Origin of the sequence: Streptomyces sp. NBC_01016 (assembly GCF_026341035.1) — a bacterium.
Taxonomy (GTDB): Bacteria; Actinomycetota; Actinomycetes; order Streptomycetales; family Streptomycetaceae; genus Streptomyces.
On record NZ_JAPEOQ010000002.1, the window covers coordinates 3,990,605 to 4,010,131 of the forward strand.

A 19,527-nucleotide genomic window follows, 5' to 3' on the forward strand; every position below is an offset into this window, starting at 1 on the left:
GTCGGTGGTGAAGCGGAAGGTGGTCTGGTGACCGAGACAGAGGCAGCCCTGCGCACGCTCGCGCACAACGTCAGGACGGCCCGCACCCGCGCGGGCCTCTCCCTGGACGAGCTCGGCCGCCGCGCCAAGGTCAGCAAGGGTGCCCTCGTCGGCCTGGAGAAGGCGCAGGGCAATCCGAACTTCGCCACCCTGGTCCGGCTCGCCGACACCCTTGGTGTCTCGGTGTCGGCCCTGATGGAGGGCCCGACCGAAGGGCGCGTGCGGGTCGTGTCCTCGGACGAGGTCATGCCGCTGTGGGCGGGGGAGCGGGGCGGCGAGGCCCGGCTCATGCTGACGACCACGGGCCCGGCCCCGGTCGAAGTGTGGCGCTGGCGCCTCGAACCGGGCGAGGAGTACCCCAGCCACCCCCACCAGGCCGGAGTCATCGAGACGGTGAGTGTCACCAGTGGCCGTATGACCCTCGTCGTCGACGGCACCGAACATGCCGTGGCGGCCGGCCAGACCGCCACCTTCGACGGGGACGCCGCACACACCTACCGGGGCGCGGGTGAGGAAACCTGCCGGCTGATCATGACGGTGCAGCTGCCGTCGGGGCAGGCAACGGGCTGACCTGTCGCCGAGGCAGTCAACAGGCCGCCGCCGGGGTCATAGGCGCCACCTATCCGGGGCATCGATTTTTGGTCGTGGACCTCCGCGCACGCAAACCGCTTCACTGACGCGGTAGTTGGGGCGGCGCCGGACGGGCCCGGTGCCGCAGTTCCCAGCCGTGCCCGGATGGAGGTTGCAATGACGCACGCCCCGGACGCCGCCGCAGGCGCCACCCCCGAGGTGAAGGCCAAACCGTGGTACCGGCAGCTGTATGTGCAGGTGTTGGTGGCGATCGTCGTCGGCATCGTGCTCGGCTGGCGGTGGCCCGACCTGGGCACGGCGATGGAACCGGTCGGCACCACCTTCGTCACGGCGATGAAGATGCTGATCGGCCCGATCGTCTTCCTGACCATCATCGGCGGCATCGCGGGCGTGGCCGACCTCAAGAAGGTGGGTCGCACGGGCGTCAAGGCGCTTGTCTACTTCCAGGTCGGCACGATCGTGGCGCTCGGCTTCGGGCTCCTCGCCATCAACCTGTTCCCCCTCGGCGACGGCGTGCACGCGGACGTCGGCGGCCTGCACACCTCGGGCGAGGCGAGCCAGTACGTCGAGCAGGGCGAGGCCCAGCACTGGTGGGAGTTCCTCACCCATCTCGTCCCGGACAGCTTTTTCGGCGCGTTCGTCGAAGGTGACATCCTCCAGGTCATCTTCCTCGCCGTGATCTTCGGGATCGCCCTGAAGATGGTCGGCCTGGTCGGCGAACCGATCATCGCGTCCGTCAACCGCCTCACCGAGGTGGTCTTCAAGGTCCTGTCGTTCGTGATGAAGGCGGCCCCGTTGGGCGCCTTCGGTGCGATGGCCTTCGCGATCGGCAAGTTCGGCCTGTCCACACTGGCCAGCCTCGGCTCGCTGATCCTGCTGTTCTACGTCACGTCCATCGTGTTCGTCGTCGTGGTCCTCGGCGCCGTGCTCTCCCTGTACGTGAAGCTGAACCTCTTCCAACTCCTGCGCCACTTCAAGGAAGAGCTGCTGCTCGTCCTCGGCACCTCGACGGCCGAGCCCGCGCTGCCGGGGCTGATGCGCAAGCTGCAGTTCATGGGCGTCGACCGGTCGACGGTCGGCCTGGTGGTGCCGACCGGCTACAGCTTCAACCTCGACGGCGCCGCGATCTATCTGTCCCTCGCCACGCTGTACATCGCCCAGGCCACCGACACCACGCTCTCCCTCGGCCAGCAACTCGGCCTGCTGGCCGTCATGTTGCTGACCTCGAAGGGGGCGGCCGGGGTCGCGGGCGGCGGGTTCATCGCACTGACCGCGACGTTGTCGACCGTGGGACATGTGCCCGTCGCGGGCATCATGCTGATCTTCGGCATCGACAAGTTCATGTCCGAGTGCCGGGCCCTGGTCAACTTCTGCGGAAACGCCGTGGCCACCCTCGTCGTCGCCCGCTGGGAGAACGCGCTGGACCTGGAGCGGGCGCGGCGGGTCCTGACGGGGGAGGAGGTCGAGGCGCTGCCCGCGGCGCCGGCCGCGACCGCGACGGTGCCCCGGCAGAAGGCCGTCCCGGCGCCCGTCCCACCGGCCTGAACCGCGGCCGCCCGTCCCGCCCCTCCCCGCGGAAACGCCGTGTAGACCTGTCGATAGGTTGCCCTTATGGCAGCAGGTGGAGGAGGCAGGATGGACGCGCGGCAACTGCAGTACTTTCTCGCCATCGTGGAGCACGGCGGCTTCAGCAAGGCCGCCGCCGCGCTCCACGTGGCGCAGCCGTCGTTGTCGCAGGCGATGGCCAACCTGGAGGCTGACCTCGGGGTCTCGCTCTTCCACCGGATGGGCCGCGGCGTCGTCCTGAGCGAGGCGGGCGCCGAACTCCTGGAGCCGAGCCGCCGCGTGCTGCGCGACCTGGCCGCCGTACGCGAACGGGCCGCCGCCCTGACCGGTCTCGGCAGCGGCACCGTGGAAGTGGCCACCATGCCCTCACCCGGCATCGAGCCCATGGCCACGCTGATCCACCGGTTCGCCCAACTGCACCCGGACGTCACGATCAGCACCCGCGCCGCCTTCACCCCCGAGGAGACCGTCGAACTGGTCCGCAGCGGCGCCTGCGAACTGGGGCTGCTCGGCGCCGACAAGCCGGTGACCGCGCCCGGCATCGACATGTTGCCGGTGGAGGAGCAGCCGTTCGTCGTCGTGGGCGCGGCCGACGGACCCTTCGCCGACGGCGCCGTGCTGCACCCCCAGGACCTGGCCGGGCACAAGCTGATCGCCTCACGGACCGGCAGCCTGATGCGCAGCATCGTCGACGACATCACCGCCCGCGGCGGGGACACCGAGATCGTCGCCGTCGTCGACCACCGCACGTCCATACTCCCGCTCGTGCTCACCGGCGTGGGCGTCGCCGTGCTGCCCGCTGCCTGGACCCGGCTCGCCCGCCGCTGCGGACTCGCGGTCGCCTCACTCGTACCGACCGCACATCTGCACGTCGCGATGATCAGCCTGCCCGCGCACCTGACACCCGGGGCGCGCGCCTTCCTGGAGCTGACCCGCTCGCTGGCCGAACGCCGCGCGCGAACCCCGTCGACGTAGCGCACACGCACCGGCCGTCCGACCCATCAGTCACGCCTATGTGTCGCATCGGAAGCATGTCTTGGACGCACCGCGAACCGGCCTGTTGACTCGGGAACACACCAACCGCCGCCCGGCCAGGCGCTCTTGAGCACCCCCTTGAGCACGGGCGTTTCCCGTACCGCTGGAGGCCCTCGTGTCCGAACTCCGCACCTTCCGCATCGCCGCCATCCCCGCCGACGGCGTCGGCACCGAGGTCGTCGCGGCGGGGCGCGCCGTCCTCGACGCCCTCGCCGCCGGCTCCGAAGGGGCCTTCGCCTTCGACTGGCAGGAGTTCGACTGGGGCTGCGAGTACTACGCCCGTACGGGCAAGATGATGGCCGACGACGGACTCGACCGGCTCAAGGACTTCGACGCCATCTACTTCGGCGCGGTCGGCTGGCCCACCGTCCCCGACGACGTCAGCCTGTGGGGCCTGCGCCTGAAGATCTGCCAGAACTTCGACCAGTGGGCCAACGTCCGGCCCGTGCACTTCCTGCCCGGCGTGGTCAGCCCACTGCGCAAGGCCGACGACACCGAACTCGACTGGGTCGTCGTCCGCGAGAACAGCGAGGGCGAGTACGCGGGTCTGGGCGGCCGCAACCTCTCCGGGCGCGGCCCCGGCGGCGAAGTGGCCGTCCAGTCCTCGCTGTTCACCGAGGTGGGCTGCGAGCGCATCATCCGCTTCGCCTTCGACCTGGCCCGCACCCGCAGCCGCCGCAAGGTCTCCTCGGTCACCAAGTCCAATGCCCAGCAGTACGGGATGGTGCTGTGGGACGACGTGTTCAAGCGGGTGGCCGCCGAGTACCCGGACGTGGAGACCGAGAGCGTGCTGGTCGATGCCATGTCGGCGAAGTTCGTGCTGAAGCCCGAGGACCTGTCCGTCGTGGTGGCGTCGAACCTCAACGCCGACATCCTCTCCGACCTCGGCAGCGCGCTCGCCGGCAGCCTCGGCCTCGCGGCCAGCGCCAACCTCAACCCCGAGCGGCGCTTCCCGAGCATGTTCGAGCCGGTGCACGGCTCGGCCCCCGACATCGCGGGGCAGGGCCTGGCCAACCCGATCGGCGCGGTGGGCAGCGCGGCGCTGATGCTGGAGCACTTCGGCCTGCCCGACCAGGCGGCCCGCCTGAACAAGGCGATCGAGACGGTCACCGGAGCGGGAATCCTCACCCGCGACGTCGGCGGCACGGCCTCCACCGAGGACGTCACCAAGGCGCTGATCGACGCACTGGGCAACTGACCCCCGCACGGCGTCACGATCCGTCCCCGCCGGTCCCCGCGCGGCGACACCATCCGTCCCGGCCGGTCCTCGGGTCGCGCCAACAGGCCGGGACGGCCGCTCCGAAGCGGCCACCCATGTGCCGGGCCCCGCTCGTTGTGGGGCCCGGCACGCGCCGTTGTCTACCAGCTGACCCCGGCCGCCACCGGCCGGTGGTCGCTGCCGGTCGCGGGCAGCACCCAGGAGCTGTCCGCCGTGACGCCCCGCACCAGGATCTGGTCGATACGTACCACCGGGAAGTCCGCCGGATAGCTGAACCCGAAGCCGTCGCCCGCCTCCTCCTGGGCCGACCGCAACTGCGAGGTGAGGCCGTCGAACGCGCGGTCGTCCGTGCTGCCGTTGAGGTCACCGAGCAGCACCACCCGCTGGCTGTCCTCGGCCGCGATGGCCTTGGCGAGGGCCTGTGCATTGCGGTCCCGGCTCTCCGTCCAGAAGCCGCCGCGGGGCATGACGCGTACGGAGCCCAGGTGGGCCACGTACACCGCCACCGGACCACGGTCCGTGGTGACCGTGGCGCGCAGCGCCCGGTTCGAGGGCAGCTTCTCGGCGGCCGACTTGGTGGCGCCCAGCGGTCCGACGTCCATCGCGGTGTCGACCGGCTCGACGTCCGACAACGGCAGCTTGCTCCACAGCCCGACCGTCCCCTGCACCGTGTGGTGCGGATACGCCTCGGCCAGCTCCTTCTCGTACGTGGCGCGGCCCTGCGCCGTGATCTCCTCGAGCGCGAGCACATCGGCGCCGGAGGCGGCCAGATCGTGGGCCGTCCCCGCCGGATCGCGGTTGTCGGCGCGGACGTTGTGGCTGACGACGGTGAGGTCACTGTCGTTCGCGTGCGCCTTGTCGCCGAGTGCGCCGCCGAAGAGGCCCGTCCACACCACGGCCGGCAGCAGCACCGCCACCACGGCGGTGGCGGAGCGCCGCCACAGCGCCCCGGCCAGCAGCACCGGCACGAAGAGACCGAACCACGGCAGGAACGTGTCCACCAGACTGCCGAGGCCCCCGCGGTCCGTGACCTGCGCGTGCAGCAGCAGAAGCAGCCCGAGCAGCAACGCGAGGACCGCGATGACCCGGCCGCGCCTCCAGGGACCCGGCCGGGAGAGAGCACGGAGGAGAGCACGGGAGAGGGCCGGGATCGACCGGGTCATCCGTGCACGCTTGCTGTCGGTCACTGCTGCATCCTCGGGTCCTCGGTGGGGTCGGCGTACTGGGCCGGGCAGCCGTGATCCACGGCCTCGGTACGCAGTTCGTAGTGCCAGGGCTCGTTGCCGTAGATCTGGCAGAGCCCGTACGCGGCGCCGTGCTCGGACAGCCACGCCGTCGCCCCGGAGCGCCCGAGGTCGACCGCGTCGCCGGACACGTGCGGTGAGGTGTCGGCGGTGGCCACCCATTGGGCGGCCTCGGCCTCGGAGCCGTACTTGTCGACCGCCTCCCTGAGCAGCCGGTTCTGGTACTCGGGGGAGCGCCAGCCGCTGTTCACGGAGAACGTGACGCCGTCGCCGGAGGCATCTGTCGCCGCCTGACGGAGAGCCTTGAGCAGGTCCGGGTCGAGCCTGCCGACGGCCGGGGTCGTGTCGTCGAAGACCGTCACGCCGTCGGGGACCACGCCGTCGGCCTCGCCCACCGCGTTCTGCCCGCCGCGCTCCCGCGATTCCATGGGAGAGGGCGCCGAGGTGGACGAGGGCGTTACCCAGGCCTTCGTCGGCGGCGAGGCCGACGAGGACCTGGGTGACCGGAGGCCGAGGACCGTGGCGACCACCGCCGCGATCACGACGAGGCCGATGACGAGGAGCAGTGGACGCGGCCGACGGGCCGTTGGGTTTCGAGTCATGCCGCCAGTCAAGGCAGCGCGATGTTGCCACAACGTCTGCGCTTTTCGATACGCCGACGATACGCGCCGACTCGTAACGTGAAGGGCATGCGTGTGCTGATTGTCGAGGACGAGCGGTATCTGGCGGAGGCTGTGCGCGACGGGCTGCGCCTGGAGGCGATCGCCGCCGACATCGCGGGGGACGGGGACACCGCCTGGGACCTGCTGAGCGTCAACACGTACGACATCGCCGTCCTCGACCGCGACATCCCCGGGCCCTCCGGTGACGAGATCGCGGGACGCATCGTCGCCTCCGGCAGCGGCATGCCGATCCTCATGCTGACCGCGGCCGACCGCATCGACGACAAGGCCTCCGGGTTCGAACTCGGTGCCGACGACTACCTCACCAAGCCGTTCGAGCTCCAGGAACTCGTGCTCAGGCTCCGGGCGCTCGATCGCAGGCGCGCCCACAACAGGCCGCCCGTTCGGGAGATCGCGGGTGTGCGCCTCGACCCGTTCCGCAGGGAGGTCTACCGGGACGGCCGCTTCGTCGCGCTGACCAGGAAGCAGTTCGCCGTGCTCGAAGTCCTCGTGGCCGCCGACGGCGGAGTCGTCAGCGCCGAGGAACTCCTGGAACGCGCGTGGGACGCGCACGCCGACCCGTTCACCAACGCCGTCCGCATCACCGTCTCCGCGCTGCGCAAGCGGCTCGGCGAACCCTGGATCATCGCCACGGTGCCGGGCGTCGGCTACCGCATCGAGGCGCAGCCGGAGACCGGGGGAGAGGCTCGTGGATAGCGCCGTGGACAGGGAGCGCGGGCTCAGCGTCCGGCTCAAACTCACCCTGAGCTACGCCGGGTTCCTCATGCTCGCCGGTGTCCTGATGCTCGCATCGGTGTGGTTCTTTCTGCTGAGGGACCTGCCCGACGTCAAAGCCGGCATCGGCGGACTCCAGGTCCGCAGGGAGCTCGCGCTCAACTTCGCGTCGGGGGCGGCCGTCGTCATGGCGTGCCTGCTGGTGTTCGGCCTCCTGGGAGGCTGGCTGCTCGCCGGCCGGGTGCTCGCCCCGCTGTCCCACCTCACCGACGCCACACACCGGGCCGCGAAGGGGACGCTCTCCCACCGGATCCGGCTACGGGGACGCAAGGACGAGTTCCGCGACCTCGCCGACGCCTTCGACTCGATGCTCGGTCAGCTCGAGGCGCACGTCGCCGAACAGCGCCGCTTCGCGGCCAACGCCTCCCACGAGCTGCGCACCCCGCTCGCCGTCTCCAAGTCGCTCCTCGACGTGGCCCGCGCCGATCCGCACCGCGACACCGGCGAACTCATCGACCGGCTCAGCGCCGTCAACACCCGCGCGATCGACCTCACCGAGGCGCTGCTCCTGCTCAGCCGCGCCGAACAGCGCACCTTCACCAGCGAGGACGTCGACCTCTCCCTCGTGGCGGAGGAAGCCGCCGAAACGCTCCTCCCGCTCGCGGAGAAGAGCGGCGTCACCCTCGAAACCCGCGGCGACATCACCCACGCGCCGGGATCGCAGCCGCTGCTGCTGCAACTCGCCACGAACCTCGTGCACAACGCGATCGTCCACAACCTGCCCGAGCAGGGCACCGTGTGGATCAGCACCGGCACCCGCCCCGGCTCGGCGGTGCTCACCGTCGAGAACACCGGCGAGATCCTGGCCCCGGAGCTCGTCGCCACCCTCACCGAACCCTTCCAGCGCGGCACCGAACGCATCCGCGGCGACCACGCCGGTGTCGGGCTCGGGCTCGCCATCGCGCAGTCCATCACCCGCGCCCACGACGGCACGCTCACCCTCACCCCCCGCCCCTCCGGCGGCCTCCGCGTCACCGTGGAACTTCCCGCGGCCGACATGTGACGTAGACCACCGAAGCGGCTTCGAAGGGCGGAAACCCCAGGTCACCGTGTCATCATGCGATGACATCGCTTGATGACATGAACGGGATGAACGTGCAGCCCTCCATACCGACGCCCGCCCCGACCCCTGCCCCGCTCCGCCACCCCCGCGCCCTCGTACCGGTGCTGGTCAGCCTCGGGATGCTGGTCGCCGTCGTCAGCAGCCTCGGCGCGCCGCTGATCCCCACCATCGCCGCCGAGGACCACGTCGCCGTCTCCACCGCGCAGTGGGCGCTCACGGTCACCATGCTGGTCGGCGCCATCGCGACGCCCGTCATGGGACGGCTCGGCGACGGGCCGCACCGCAAGCGCGTCATCCTCGGCGGGCTCGCCGCCGTCTTCGTCGGCAGCCTGCTCGCGGCGCTGCCGGTCGGATTCGCCTGCCTCCTGGCGGGCCGGGCGCTGCAGGGCGTCGGCATGGGCCTCGTCCCGCTGGCCATCGCCACCGCGCGCGACGCGCTGCCGCCCGAGAAGGCGCGCGGCGCCGTGACGACGCTGTCGCTGACCACCGCGGCGGGCATCGGCCTCGGCTACCCGATCACCGGGCTCTTCGCGGAGTACCTCGGCATGTACGCCGGATTCTGGTTCGCGCTCGCCACGGCGGCCGCCGCGTTCCTCGCCGCCCTCCTCGTCGTGCCCAAGCCGCCGCACCGGCCCAGCACCCCCATGGACGTGCCCGGAGCGCTGCTGCTCGCGGGAGGCATGGCGGCGCTGCTCCTCGCGCTCGCCGAGGGGGAGCGGTGGGGCTGGCTCTCCGCTCGCCTGTTGGCCCTCGCGGTCGCGGCGGTGGTCCTCCTCGGCGGATGGATCGCCCACTCGATGCGCTCCACGCACCCCCTCGTACGCGTCCGCCTCGTCAAGGACCGCGGCGTCCTCGTCGCCAACCTGACCACCATGGTCGGCGGCGTCGGCACGTACCTGCTGATCTCCCTGGTGACCCGGTACGTGCAGACCCCCGAGTCCGGCGGCTACGGCTTCGGCGCGTCGATCGTCGTCACCGGACTGCTGCTCGTGCCGTTCTCCGCCGCCAGCCTCGTCACCGGGCGCCTGGTGCGGGCGATGGGCCGGGCCGCGACGCCCGGTCGCATGCTGCCGCTCGGCTGCCTGCTCTCGTTCGGCTCGCTCGTCTGCTTCCTGCTCGCCCGCTCCAGCCTGTGGGGCATCGGCGCGATGATGGCGCTCGCCGGCCTTGGCGTGGGCGTCACCTTCGCCGTCACGCCCGGCCTCATCGTGGGCGGCGTGCCCGCGGCGGAGACCGGCAGCGCGATGAGTTTCAATCAGGTCGTGAAGTACATCGGTTACTCGACGGGCAGCGCGCTGAGCGCCGTCGTCCTGCAGGCATCCACGCCTCTCGGCGCCGTGCTCCCGACCGACGACGGCTACCGCAACGCCGGCCTCGTCGGCTGCGCCGCCTTCCTCGCCACGGGTGTCATCGCCGTCGCGCTCACCCGCGCAGGCGCCCGCCCGCGCCCCTCCGTCGTCGCGGCGGGCGCGGTCGCCGAGGCCCGCACCGAACCGAGCCGCACATGACCGGCGAGGCCCCCGACCGGCGCCGCAGCAGCGCCCGCAGCCGCGAGGCGCTGCTGCGGGCGGCGACCGAACTGTTCTCCGAGCGCGGCTACGACCGCACGACCATCCGCGAGATCGGCGAACGGGCCGGCGTCGACGCGGCCCTCATCTCCCGCTACTTCGGCAGCAAGGCGCTGCTGTACGTGGAGGTGCTGCGCGCCGAACACGGCGACACCGCCCCGGACGACCTCCTCACCGAGCCCCGCCTGCGCGAGGTCGCCGAACGCGCGGAGCGCCGCGGCCCGGTGCCGCTGCTGCGCGTCGCCGTCCAGTCCTCGAGCGACCAGGCCGCGCAGGACGCCGCCCGCGCCGCCCTCCAGGCCCGGCTCGTCGAGCCGCTGCGCGCCCGCTTCACCCGCGAGGGCCGCGACCAACCAGGACTGCGCGCCGACGTCCTGGTCGCCTCGGTCGCCGGAGTGCTCCTCGCCCGCCACTCCGGCGCCTTCGACGACCTGGCGGACGCCGACCTCGACGCGATCGTCGACGTACTCCTGGAGGCGTGGGGAGGCGCCTGACCCGGCACCTTTCACCCGAGTGGCGGTATTCAAACCGCCTCGCCCTGCGCCGAGCGCCCAGGCGCGTGAGCCTCGCAAGTAACTGACCGTACTTTCGAGGTGGTGGAGATGCAGGAGATGCAGACGAGAGCTCTCGTTTCAGAATTTCTCGGCACGTTGCTGCTGGTGTTCTTCGCCGTCGGATCAGCGGTCCTGGGAGCCCAGTTCATCGGCACCCTCGGCATCGCCCTCGCCTTCGGCTTCACCCTGCTCGCCCTGGCCTACGCCCTCGGCCCGATCTCCGGCTGCCACGTCAACCCGGCCGTGACGCTGGGCATGCTCTGTGCCCGCCGCATCGACGTCGCGACCGCCGTCCGCTACTGGATCGCCCAGTTCGTCGGCGGCATCGTCGGCGCGGCCCTGCTGTTCCTGCTCGCCAAGCAGGTGCCCGGCCTCAAGACCGACGGGGCCTTCGGCTCCAACGGCTACGGAGACCGCTCCGACGTGCACATCAACATGGGCGGCGCGTTCCTCGCCGAGGTCGTCCTGACGTTCCTCCTCGTGTTCGTGGTGCTCGCCGTGACCCACCGCGTGGCCGTGGTCGGCTTCGACGGACTGCCCATCGGTATCGCCCTCGCGGTGATCCACCTGGTCGGCATCCCGCTCACGGGTACGTCCGTCAACCCGGCGCGCAGCCTCGGCCCGGCGATCTTCGCCGGTGGCGACGCGCTCTCCCAGCTCTGGCTGTTCATCGTGGCGCCCCTGGTCGGCGGCGTGATCGCGGCCCTGGTCCACCAGCTCACCCACCCCACGGGCGAGGAGCGCACCATCGCCGACGAGGCGTCCGCGGCCTGAGCGGATGACGGGCGGCCGGGGAAGCGGGAGCAGGAGCGGCGACCCCGGCCGAAGGGAGCGATCGTGAGCGAGAAGGACCGGCTGCGAGACGACACATGACCGGCCTCCTCGACACGCTCCCGCCCGAACTGGAGAAGCGCGTCGGCGACGCGGCTCCCGGCGTGGAACTCGCGGCCTCGCCGATGCTCGCGACGCTCAGCGACCGCCGCGAGTTCGCGAAGGGCTGGATCTTCGAACGCAAGCTGGACGGCATCCGCGTCCTCGCCGTCCGCGAGAACGGCCGCACCACGATCCGCTCCCGCTCGGGCCGCCGCCTCGACGTCACGTACCCCGAGATCGTCGACGCCCTCGACGCACAGGAAGCCGCGGACTTCACCATTGACGGCGAGATCGTCGCGTACGAGCACGGCCGCACCGACTTCTCCCGCCTCCAGCAGCGCATGGGGCTGACCAGACCCCGGGACGTCGCGGCGAGCAACGTGGCGGTGAAGTACTACGTCTTCGACCTGCTGCGGATCGACGGCGCGGACGTACGCCGCCTTCCGCTGCGCACCCGCAAGTCCCTGCTGCGGCAGGCACTCACCTTCACCGACCCCCTCCGCTTCAGCACCCACCGCAACGAGGGCGGCGCCGAACTCCTCGCCGACGCCTGCGAGCGCGGCTGGGAGGGACTCATCGCCAAGCGGGCCGACAGCACGTACCAGCCGCGCCGCTCCGGCGACTGGCTGAAGCTGAAGTGCGCCCACGGACAGGAGTTCGTGGTCGGCGGCTTCACCGAACCCACCGGCAGCAGGGAGGGCATCGGCGCGTTGCTGATCGGCTACTACGAGGGCGACCGGCTGCGCTACGCGGGCAAGGTCGGCACCGGCTTCGACCGGCGCACCCTCCGCGCCCTGCGCGCACAACTCGACGAACTCCAGCAGTCCCGCTCGCCGTTCACCGACCGCGTCGCCGAGCGCACCGCGCACTGGGCGCGGCCACGGCTCGTCGCGCAGATCGAGTTCTCCGAATGGACCCGCGACGGCATGCTGCGCCACCCCCGCTACCAGGGGCTGCGGGACGACAAGGATCCGACCGACGTCGTCAGGGAGCACACGTGACCAGGGTCGACGACAAGAAGGTGTGGTGCCTGCGGCGGGCCGTCCGAAGGCAGGGGAGGGGACATAGATACAAGCTTGTATCTATGCCTGTTAGGGTCCAGGCATGCCCCGGACACAGCCCCAGCAGTCCCCGCCCCAGCACGCGAAACCCGCCTCGGCGGCCACCACGGTCTACGCGGTCACCAAGGAGCTGATCCTCACCGGCGAGCTCCCCGGCGGCAGCCTCATCAGCGAGGGGGAGATCGCCGAGCGCGTGCAGGTGAGCCGGACTCCCGTACGGGAGGCGTTCCTGCGGCTCGAGTCCGAGGAGCTGCTGACGCTGCATCCCAAGCGCGGCGCCGTCGTCGTACCCGTCCCGCCGGGGGAAGCGGCGGACGTCCTGGAGATGCGGCAGGCCGTCGAGCAGTCCGCCGCCGAACGCATCGCGCGCGTCGGCCTCGCCCCCGAGCACGAACAGCGGCTGCGTGAACTCATCGTCCGCCAGCGGGAGTTGGCGGCAGAGGGTGACGTACGTGCCTTCGCCGTCGCCGACGAGGCCTTCCACCGCGGTGTCGTGGAGGCCTCGGGGAACGGGATCGCCGCCCGCTTCTACGAGACCCTCGGCGACCGGCAACGCCGCATGAGCGTCTCCGCGCTCGGCCATCGGCCCGAGCGGCTGCCCGGCCTCGCCGACGAGCACGAGGCGCTGCTCGACCAACTCGGAGCCCGGGACGGCGCCGCGTTCGCCGAGGCCCTGCGCGCCCACCTGGCCGCCACACACGGCCACCAGCACTGAACAAACCCGCACCACCCACCCCTGAAAGAGCCCTGCCCTCATCATGCTCGACACGCACACCACCCAGCAGCCGGCCGAACCAGCGGCTGCTCCCGTCCGGTCCGGCCAGTGGATGACCGTCGCCGCGGCGATGTTCGTCTGCGGCTGGGGCGGCAACCAGTTCACGCCGCTCCTGCTCATGTACCGCGAACTGGGCGGCTATTCGACACTCAGCGTCGACGCCTTCCTCGGCGCCTACGTCGTCGGACTCGTCCCCGGCCTGCTGCTCGCCGGGCCGATATCCGACCGGCGCGGCCGGCGCCCGGTGATGATCGCCGGAACCCTCGCCTCCATCCTCGCGAGCCTCGTCCTGTGCTTCGGCGAACACAGCGCCTGGCCCATCTACGTAGGCCGTCTGATGACCGGCGTCGCCGTCGGCATCGCCATGGCAGTCGGCAGCAGCTGGGTCAAGGAACTGTCGACCGGGGCGGACACCGGGGCCGCCGCGCGCCGCGCCTCCCTGTGCCAGACGGCCGGCTTCGCCCTCGGCGCGGGCGTCGCCGGCGCTCTGGCCCAGTGGGGCCCCTGGCCGATGGTGATGCCGTACGTCGTCCACATCGCGCTCACCGCCGCGGTCCCGGTGCTCCTGCTGCGCATCCCGGAGACGCGGACCGCGGTGCGCGGCGCGGCGGGCTCGCTCCGCGCGCTGCTCGGTGACCTCGCCGCCGACCTGCGCATCCCCGCCCCCGCCCGCCGCCGCTTCCGCTGGGTGGTGCTCCCGATGGCACCGTGGGTGTTCGGCGCGGCGGGACTGGCGTACGCCGTCATGCCCCAGCTCGTCGACAACCGTGTCGGGCACTGGGGCCTCGCCTACGCGACCGCGCTCACGGTCCTGACCCTGGGCACCGGCGCCGCCGTGCAGCCACTGGCCAAGAAGCTCGACAGCCAAAAGGGCCCGCGCGGCGGACGGGCGCCGGTCGCGGCCATGTCCGTCATGCTGCTCGGCACCGTGCTGTGCGCCGTCAACTCCGCCGTGCTGTCACCGTGGCTGGCGGCGGCCGCAGCCGTCGCGCTCGGCGCCGGATACGGCATCGCCGTCGTCTCCGGGCTCCTGGAGATCCAGCGGATGGCGGGGCCCGACGACCTCGCGGGCCTGACCGGCATCTACTACACCCTCGCCTACTCCGGGTTCCTGCTGCCCACTGTCCTCGCGACGCTGTCGGCGTGGCTGCCCTACTCGGTGATGCTCGGCGCAATCGCCGTCGTCGCCCTCGCCTGTCTCGTGCTGGTCACCGTCGGCGGGCGTGCCACCCGGGAGGTCAGCGGCCCGGCTCGTACGTGAGCTGCTTGACCTGTCGCACGAAGAGGGCGCTCTCCACGGACTGCACGCCGGAGAGCGCCCCGATGCCCTCGCTCACGTACGTGTACAGCTCGCGGGTGTCGCGGTGCACGGTCGCGGCGAACACCCCGGCCACCCCGGTCACCGCCGCGGCGAACCGGACCTCCGGGTGCGCCGCGAGGGACTCGCCCACGGAGGCCAGCGCGGACGGGGCGACGGTCAGCCACAGCGCCGCCATGACGGAGCGGCCGAGCAGTTCGTGGGTGTGCTGTACGTCGAAGTAGAGGACGCCGCTCGAGCGCAGCCGGTCCAGGCGGCGCTTGACGACCGACTCCGACTGGCCGGTGGCCGCCTGGAGTTCGGTGAGCGCCACCCGGCCGTCCCGGCGGAGCAGGGCCAGGAGGGTCTCGTCGACCTCGTCGGGCACCGGGGTCGGAGCGGACGGTTCGGCGGACGGCGCCCGCAGCGCCGCCTCCTGCTCCGCGTCGAGCGCGTTGATCTTGTTGAGCCAGCCGACCGGGCCGCCGTAGAAGGGGTGCAGAACGCACTGCGCGGTCGCCGACGTGACGAGCGGCGTGCGCTGGAGACGGGCCAGGAGCAGCTCGTCCTCCTGCCCGCCGCGCGGCCTGATCGAGCACAGCACTTCCGTGCCCCCGGAGAGCAGACCCACGTACGACGTGTCGGGGCGCCGCGCGAGGGCGCCCGCCAACTGCTCCGCCCCGTCCGGCGCACAGCGCAGCCGGACCAGCCAGCTGCTGCGCCCGAGCAGCGCCTCGTCGGTGACGCCGAGGACCCGCAGGCCCACGCTCCCGCGCAGCCGCCGGAACCGGCGGGCGACGGTCTGGTCCGAGACACCGAGGACGGCCGCGATCCGGCTGAACGGGGCCCGCCCGTCGAGCTGCAGGGCCTGCAGCAACTGCAGGTCGAGTGCGTCGAGCACGTGCGGCTCCGGGGGCGTGGTCATGACTGATGGGCGTACGCGTGATCGTAAAGGAGTTGGAGTTGCGGCGGGCGGCGGCACCCTGCGAAAACGGACGAGCCCGGGACCGTGTCACGCGGTCCCGGGCTCGTCCGTTTCCCCTCAGCCGTGCGGGTGCGCCAGGTCCAGGTCGAGTGCCTCCACCGCGCGGCCGTTCACGGACACCGCCCGGGTCGAGGCCGGGTACCCGCTGGCGACCAGCGAGTACTCACCCGCGTCCAGATCGCCGAAGGCGTACGCGCCGTCGGAGCCGGTGGTCGAGGTGCCCACCACGTTCCCGGCCGCGTCCAGCAGCGTCACGCGTGCGTCCGACAGCGGGCGGAGCTCCGCCTTCGTACGGATCCGACCCTCCAGGCGGACGCCCGGCCGGAGCGCGATGTCCGGCTGGACGGTGGCGGACTTGGCGGCCTGCGCCGCGACGGCGGTCGGCCGGAATCCTTCGGCCGTCACGGAGATCGTGATCTCGCCCTCGGCGATGTCCCCGAAGACGTAGCTCCCCGACGCGTCGGTCATGCCGGTCGCCAGGACGTCGCCGCGGGCGTCCGTCACGGTGACGACGGCATGCGCGAGGGGGAGCCCGTCGTCCGCGCCGACGACCTTTCCGGTCATGCTGCCCGCGCCGGACAGCAGGATGTCGTGCTCCGTCGGACGGTCGGCCAGGACGAGGTTCGTCGCGTGCGGGTGGTGGCCGTCCGCCGTCGTGATCAGCACATGGGCGCCGGGCCCGGGAACCGGCAGGCGGTAGTGCCCGTCGGCCCCGGCGACGGCGCGCGCGAGCTGCCGGCCCGTGGGCGAGATGAGGGTGAGCACGGCACCCGCCAGGCCCGCGCCCGCCGCGTCGCGCACGGTGCCGGACAGAGCGGGCTCGGTGGCGTCCACCGCTTCGACCGGCTCAGGTGCAGGTGCGGTCCGAGGCGCCGACTTGGGCCGTCGCAGCAGCACCGCACCGACCAGCGCCGCGAGCACGGCCAGCGAACCGGCCACGATCAGGCACAGCTGCATCCCGTCGAGGAACGACTCGGACAGCGCACCGAGCGCCCGCCCACGGTCCGCCCCGAGATCCAGCTGGGCGACCGCCCCGAGCCCCTGCGCCTCGGCCGCACCGACGACCCGCTCCGCCGCGGACCCGGTGACCCCGGCATCGGCCAGGTGCTCGCCCAGCGACCCGGTGGACTTCGACGTGAGCAGCGCGCCGAGGATCGCCGGACCGAGCGCGCCGCCCACCTGCCGCAGCGCGTTGTTCCCGGCGGCGGCCATGCCCGCCAGGTGATGCGGCACGGAGGACACGGCGGTCGCCGTCATGGGCGTGACGACGAGACCCATCCCGAGCCCGAGCAGGGCAAGACGCCAGGCCATCGGGCCGAACGAGGTGTCGGCGGTGAGCGACGTAAGGGAGAACAGCGCACCAGCCGCGCACAGCAGACCGACGCTGATCAGCACGCGCGGCGAGATCCGGTGCATCACACGCCCGGCCACCGGACCGACGAAGAAGCACACCCCGGTCACCATCAGCAGCCGGTACCCGGCGTCGAGGGTGTCGAGCTGCTGCACCATCCCGAAGTAGAGGCTGAGCACGAAGAAGAACCCGATGAGCCCCATGAAGGTGATCATCGCGATCAGGCTCGTCGCGCTGAATCCCGCGCTGCGGAAGAGCCCCAGGTCGAGCATCGGACTGGCGCTGCGCCGCTCGAAGACGACGAAGGCGATCAGGCCGACCACGGCGAGCCCCAGCGCCACCAGCACGCGGGTGTCCGTGAAGGAGCCGGCGCCACCCTCGATCACCCCGTACACGAGCGCCGTGATGGCGACGGTGGCGGTGATCTGCCCCGGCCAGTCGAGCGCTCGGGCATGTGGGGCGCGGGACTCCGTCACAAGCCGGGCGGCGACCGCCATGGCCAGCAGCGCCACGGGTATGGACGGCAGATAGATCCAGCGCCACTCCTGGTGGGCCAGGATCACGCCCGAGATGAGCGGGCCGACGGCCAGCGCCGCCATCAGGGACGACGCCCACAGGCCGACGAACTTGCCGCGCTCACGCGGATCGGGCACGGCCTGGCTGATCATCGCCAGCGTCGTCGGCAGCAGAGCCGCCGCGCCGATCCCGGCCAGCGCCTGACCGACCCACACCACCTCGACCGACTGCGCGCACAGCGCCGTCGCGGCGCCGATGGCGGTGAACGCCAGGCCCGCCTGGAACACCTTCTTGCGCCCGTGCACATCGCCGAACACGCCCGCCGTCAGGATGAGCGCCGCCATCGGCAGGACGAACGCGTCCGACACCCACGACAGCTCCGAGGTGGACGCGCCCAGCGCGCGCTGGATCGCCGGGAGACTCACCGACACGGAGGTCACCGGCAGATAGGCGACGAACACCCCGACACAGGCCATGACGAGGGTGACGGCCCGCCGCTCCTGTGTTCCGTTCGCCGTTGTCGCCACGTTCACGAAGACCCTCTCCTGCGGCGCAGTGCGCCGCGCTCGACTTTCCGACCTGGTGAACCCTCCGTCCTCGGGCGGCATCGGGGCCAGCCAGGGTCGCCGAACCCCGGAAAACCGATGCCGGGGTGCCCGGATCCACGGATTTCCGACAAGCCGCAGGCCATGCGTGCGCACCTCTTCTGGACACACGAACTTCACGCGAACCTTCGGACACACGAAAGGCCCCCGGCGACAGGTCGCCAGGGGCCGTGGACGCTCGTGCGCGCGGCGGGTCAGCCCGCCACCGCGTCCGGTTCGGCCGCCACCTGCGCGGCCTCGCCCGTGAGCCGGGTGACCGCGTCCTGCATGTGCGCGTCGAGGAGCATGAGGAGGCGGTCCTCGTCCTCGTCGCGCATCGCCTCGATCAGCTCCGCGTGCTCCTCGACCAGCGCGTCCGGATCGGGGTGGTCGTCGGTGAGGACCGACAGGCACATCCGCGTCTCCACGAACAGGGTCTGCGCGATGCGCTGCAGGCGCGGGCTGCCGGACTCCTCGACGAGCACCTGGTGGAAGTCCATGTCGGCGGCGCTCAGCGCCGCCTCGTTGCCGCGCCGCGCCGCCGACTCCATCCTGCGGTGCACCTTCTCCAGATGGTTCGCGGTGGTCTGCGGGTCCTGCTGCAGCACGAGCCGGCAGGCCGCGGACTCCATGGCGGTGCGCGCCAGATAGATGTCGCGCACGTCGTCCTCGTCGAGGCGGGTCACGAAGACGCCGCGATGCGGTGCACTGACGGCGATGCCCTGCTGCACGAGGCGTTGCAGTGCCTCGCGCAGCGGACCCCGGCTCACGCCGAGCTGGCCCGCCAGCTCGGCCTCGCCGAGCTGGGTGCCCGGCGCCAGGGTGCCGTCCATGATCGCTTCGGTGAGCCGGGCGGCGATGACGGTCGCCGCGGGTTCACGCTTGACCGGTCGCAGCGTTTTCGCAGTGGCCATATTAAGTTCGGTCCTCTGATCAGCGCGGCCGCCGCCTCAGGCGGTCGCGGGGGTCGGGGAATGGGGTGTGCGGGAGAGCCGGAACAGCGAGCCGAGGCCCTCGCGCGGCGTCTCGTCGCCCGCGAGTCGCAGGCCTTCCCAGGCGGTGACCTGGTTGGCCGTCAGGACGGGCTTGCCGACGGCCTCCTCGAGGTCGTCGAGCCAGGCGGCGCTGTGCAGCGCCGTGTCCGGCAGCAGGATCGCCTCGGCGTCCGGGTGGTCGTTGTCCCGCGCCAGTTCGATGACCTGCTCGCGGCCCAGCGTGCCGACCTCGGCGGCGGTGATGATGCCCTGCCCCGACACCGAGACGACCTCGGAGCCGTGGTGCTCGAGGAACCGGACGAAGTAGCCCGCCACGTCGTCCGGGTACGTCGCGGCGATCGCCAGGCGGCGCACCCCGAGCGCCTGGACGGCGTGCGCGAACGCGAAGGACGTGGAGGAGGCCCGCTCGACCGGAAGGCCCGCCGCCTCGGCGAGTTCGGCGACCTGCTTGCGGGCGCCCTCGGGGCCGAAGATGAAGCTGGCGCTGGTGCACGACCAGATCACCACGTCCTGCGGCTGGGCGAGCAGCTCACCGAGTGCCGCCTTGAGACGGTGTGTGGAACCCATCTCCAGGAGGTCGTCCACCCGGTGCGCGTCCACGCCGATGTCCGTGTGGACGAGCGTGAGCCGGGCTCCGCCGCCGATCATCCGCTCGAGGCGCGGGTAGTCGTCCTCTGCGGAGAATCCGGGGTACAGGAACCCGACTCGGGTGGTCTTCTCGCTCATGCTTTCGACGTCCTTTCGTGCAGGCAGT

The 19,527-nt window shown here is 71.8% G+C and carries 18 protein-coding genes; 12 read left to right on the top strand and 6 right to left on the bottom strand.

Translation table 11 applies throughout. The annotated features are described in order from the left end of the window. The first annotated feature begins 27 nt into the window (after positions 1 to 27). From OG746_RS44810 to OG746_RS44825, 4 genes are all read left to right on the top strand, one after another. Positions 28 to 609 carry a helix-turn-helix domain-containing protein gene (locus tag OG746_RS44810; protein WP_266725308.1) on the top strand — a complete coding sequence of 194 codons (582 nt, stop codon included), beginning with the start codon at positions 28 to 30 and terminating at the stop codon, positions 607 to 609. A 177-nt stretch (positions 610 to 786) separates the two neighbouring features. Further along, complete coding sequence (locus OG746_RS44815) at positions 787 to 2,175, top strand: C4-dicarboxylate transporter DctA (protein ID WP_266725309.1); 1,389 nt, start codon at positions 787 to 789, stop codon at positions 2,173 to 2,175. Positions 2,176 to 2,265: 90 nt separating this feature from the next. After that, positions 2,266 to 3,171, top strand: coding sequence for a LysR family transcriptional regulator (locus tag OG746_RS44820; RefSeq protein ID WP_266725310.1), 906 nt, complete (start codon positions 2,266 to 2,268; stop codon positions 3,169 to 3,171). Positions 3,172 to 3,346: 175 nt separating this feature from the next. Further along, positions 3,347 to 4,429: a tartrate dehydrogenase gene (locus OG746_RS44825; RefSeq protein ID WP_266725311.1), complete on the top strand. Its 1,083-nt coding sequence runs from the start codon at positions 3,347 to 3,349 to the stop codon at positions 4,427 to 4,429. A gap of 161 nt (positions 4,430 to 4,590) precedes the next feature. Here the strand turns inward: OG746_RS44825 and OG746_RS44830 are convergent, their stop codons facing one another. Beyond that, positions 4,591 to 5,613, bottom strand: coding sequence for an endonuclease/exonuclease/phosphatase family protein (locus tag OG746_RS44830; protein WP_266725797.1), 1,023 nt, complete (start codon positions 5,611 to 5,613; stop codon positions 4,591 to 4,593). A gap of 20 nt (positions 5,614 to 5,633) precedes the next feature. After that, a complete protein-coding gene (locus tag OG746_RS44835) occupies positions 5,634 to 6,296 on the bottom strand; it encodes a M15 family metallopeptidase (RefSeq protein ID WP_266725313.1) in 663 nt (220 codons plus the stop codon). Positions 6,297 to 6,383: 87 nt separating this feature from the next. Between OG746_RS44835 and OG746_RS44840 the strand changes: the two genes are divergently transcribed. From OG746_RS44840 to OG746_RS44875, 8 genes are all read left to right on the top strand, one after another. Next, positions 6,384 to 7,073 carry a response regulator transcription factor gene (locus OG746_RS44840; RefSeq protein WP_266725315.1) on the top strand — a complete coding sequence of 230 codons (690 nt, stop codon included), beginning with the start codon at positions 6,384 to 6,386 and terminating at the stop codon, positions 7,071 to 7,073. A 4-nt stretch (positions 7,074 to 7,077) separates the two neighbouring features. Then, the gene (locus OG746_RS44845) at positions 7,078 to 8,154 is read left to right on the top strand and encodes a sensor histidine kinase (protein ID WP_266725798.1); all 1,077 of its coding nucleotides are present in this window, start codon (positions 7,078 to 7,080) and stop codon (positions 8,152 to 8,154) included. A 59-nt stretch (positions 8,155 to 8,213) separates the two neighbouring features. Beyond that, positions 8,214 to 9,722 carry an MFS transporter gene (locus OG746_RS44850; RefSeq protein ID WP_266725317.1) on the top strand — a complete coding sequence of 503 codons (1,509 nt, stop codon included), beginning with the start codon at positions 8,214 to 8,216 and terminating at the stop codon, positions 9,720 to 9,722. Further along, entirely contained in the window at positions 9,719 to 10,276 is a 558-nt protein-coding gene (locus tag OG746_RS44855; protein WP_266725318.1) for a TetR/AcrR family transcriptional regulator, read from the top strand. The genes OG746_RS44850 and OG746_RS44855 overlap by 4 nt, the downstream gene beginning before the upstream one ends. Positions 10,277 to 10,393: 117 nt before the next feature. After that, positions 10,394 to 11,110: an MIP family channel protein gene (locus OG746_RS44860; RefSeq protein WP_266725319.1), complete on the top strand. Its 717-nt coding sequence runs from the start codon at positions 10,394 to 10,396 to the stop codon at positions 11,108 to 11,110. A 95-nt stretch (positions 11,111 to 11,205) separates the two neighbouring features. Then, entirely contained in the window at positions 11,206 to 12,210 is a 1,005-nt protein-coding gene (gene ligD, locus OG746_RS44865; protein ID WP_266725320.1) for a non-homologous end-joining DNA ligase, read from the top strand. Positions 12,211 to 12,313: 103 nt separating this feature from the next. Next, a complete protein-coding gene (locus tag OG746_RS44870) occupies positions 12,314 to 12,985 on the top strand; it encodes a GntR family transcriptional regulator (RefSeq protein ID WP_266725321.1) in 672 nt (223 codons plus the stop codon). Between the two features lie 43 nt (positions 12,986 to 13,028). Continuing rightward, entirely contained in the window at positions 13,029 to 14,306 is a 1,278-nt protein-coding gene (locus tag OG746_RS44875; protein WP_266725323.1) for an MFS transporter, read from the top strand. Here the strand turns inward: OG746_RS44875 and OG746_RS44880 are convergent. The 4 genes from OG746_RS44880 to OG746_RS44895 all read right to left on the bottom strand — a co-directional run bounded on the left by OG746_RS44880 (position 14,284) and on the right by OG746_RS44895 (position 19,499). Beyond that, positions 14,284 to 15,267, bottom strand: coding sequence for an Lrp/AsnC family transcriptional regulator (locus OG746_RS44880; protein WP_266725325.1), 984 nt, complete (start codon positions 15,265 to 15,267; stop codon positions 14,284 to 14,286). The genes OG746_RS44875 and OG746_RS44880 overlap by 23 nt on opposite strands. Positions 15,268 to 15,384: 117 nt before the next feature. Beyond that, a complete protein-coding gene (locus OG746_RS44885) occupies positions 15,385 to 17,727 on the bottom strand; it encodes a DHA2 family efflux MFS transporter permease subunit (protein WP_266725327.1) in 2,343 nt (780 codons plus the stop codon). A gap of 266 nt (positions 17,728 to 17,993) precedes the next feature. Next, positions 17,994 to 18,692 (bottom strand): GntR family transcriptional regulator, encoded by a 699-nt coding sequence (locus OG746_RS44890; RefSeq protein ID WP_266725329.1) that lies wholly within the window; start codon positions 18,690 to 18,692, stop codon positions 17,994 to 17,996. Positions 18,693 to 18,728: 36 nt separating this feature from the next. Then, complete coding sequence (locus tag OG746_RS44895; RefSeq protein WP_266725331.1) at positions 18,729 to 19,499, bottom strand: maleate cis-trans isomerase family protein; 771 nt, start codon at positions 19,497 to 19,499, stop codon at positions 18,729 to 18,731. Between the last annotated feature and the right edge of the window lie 28 nt (positions 19,500 to 19,527).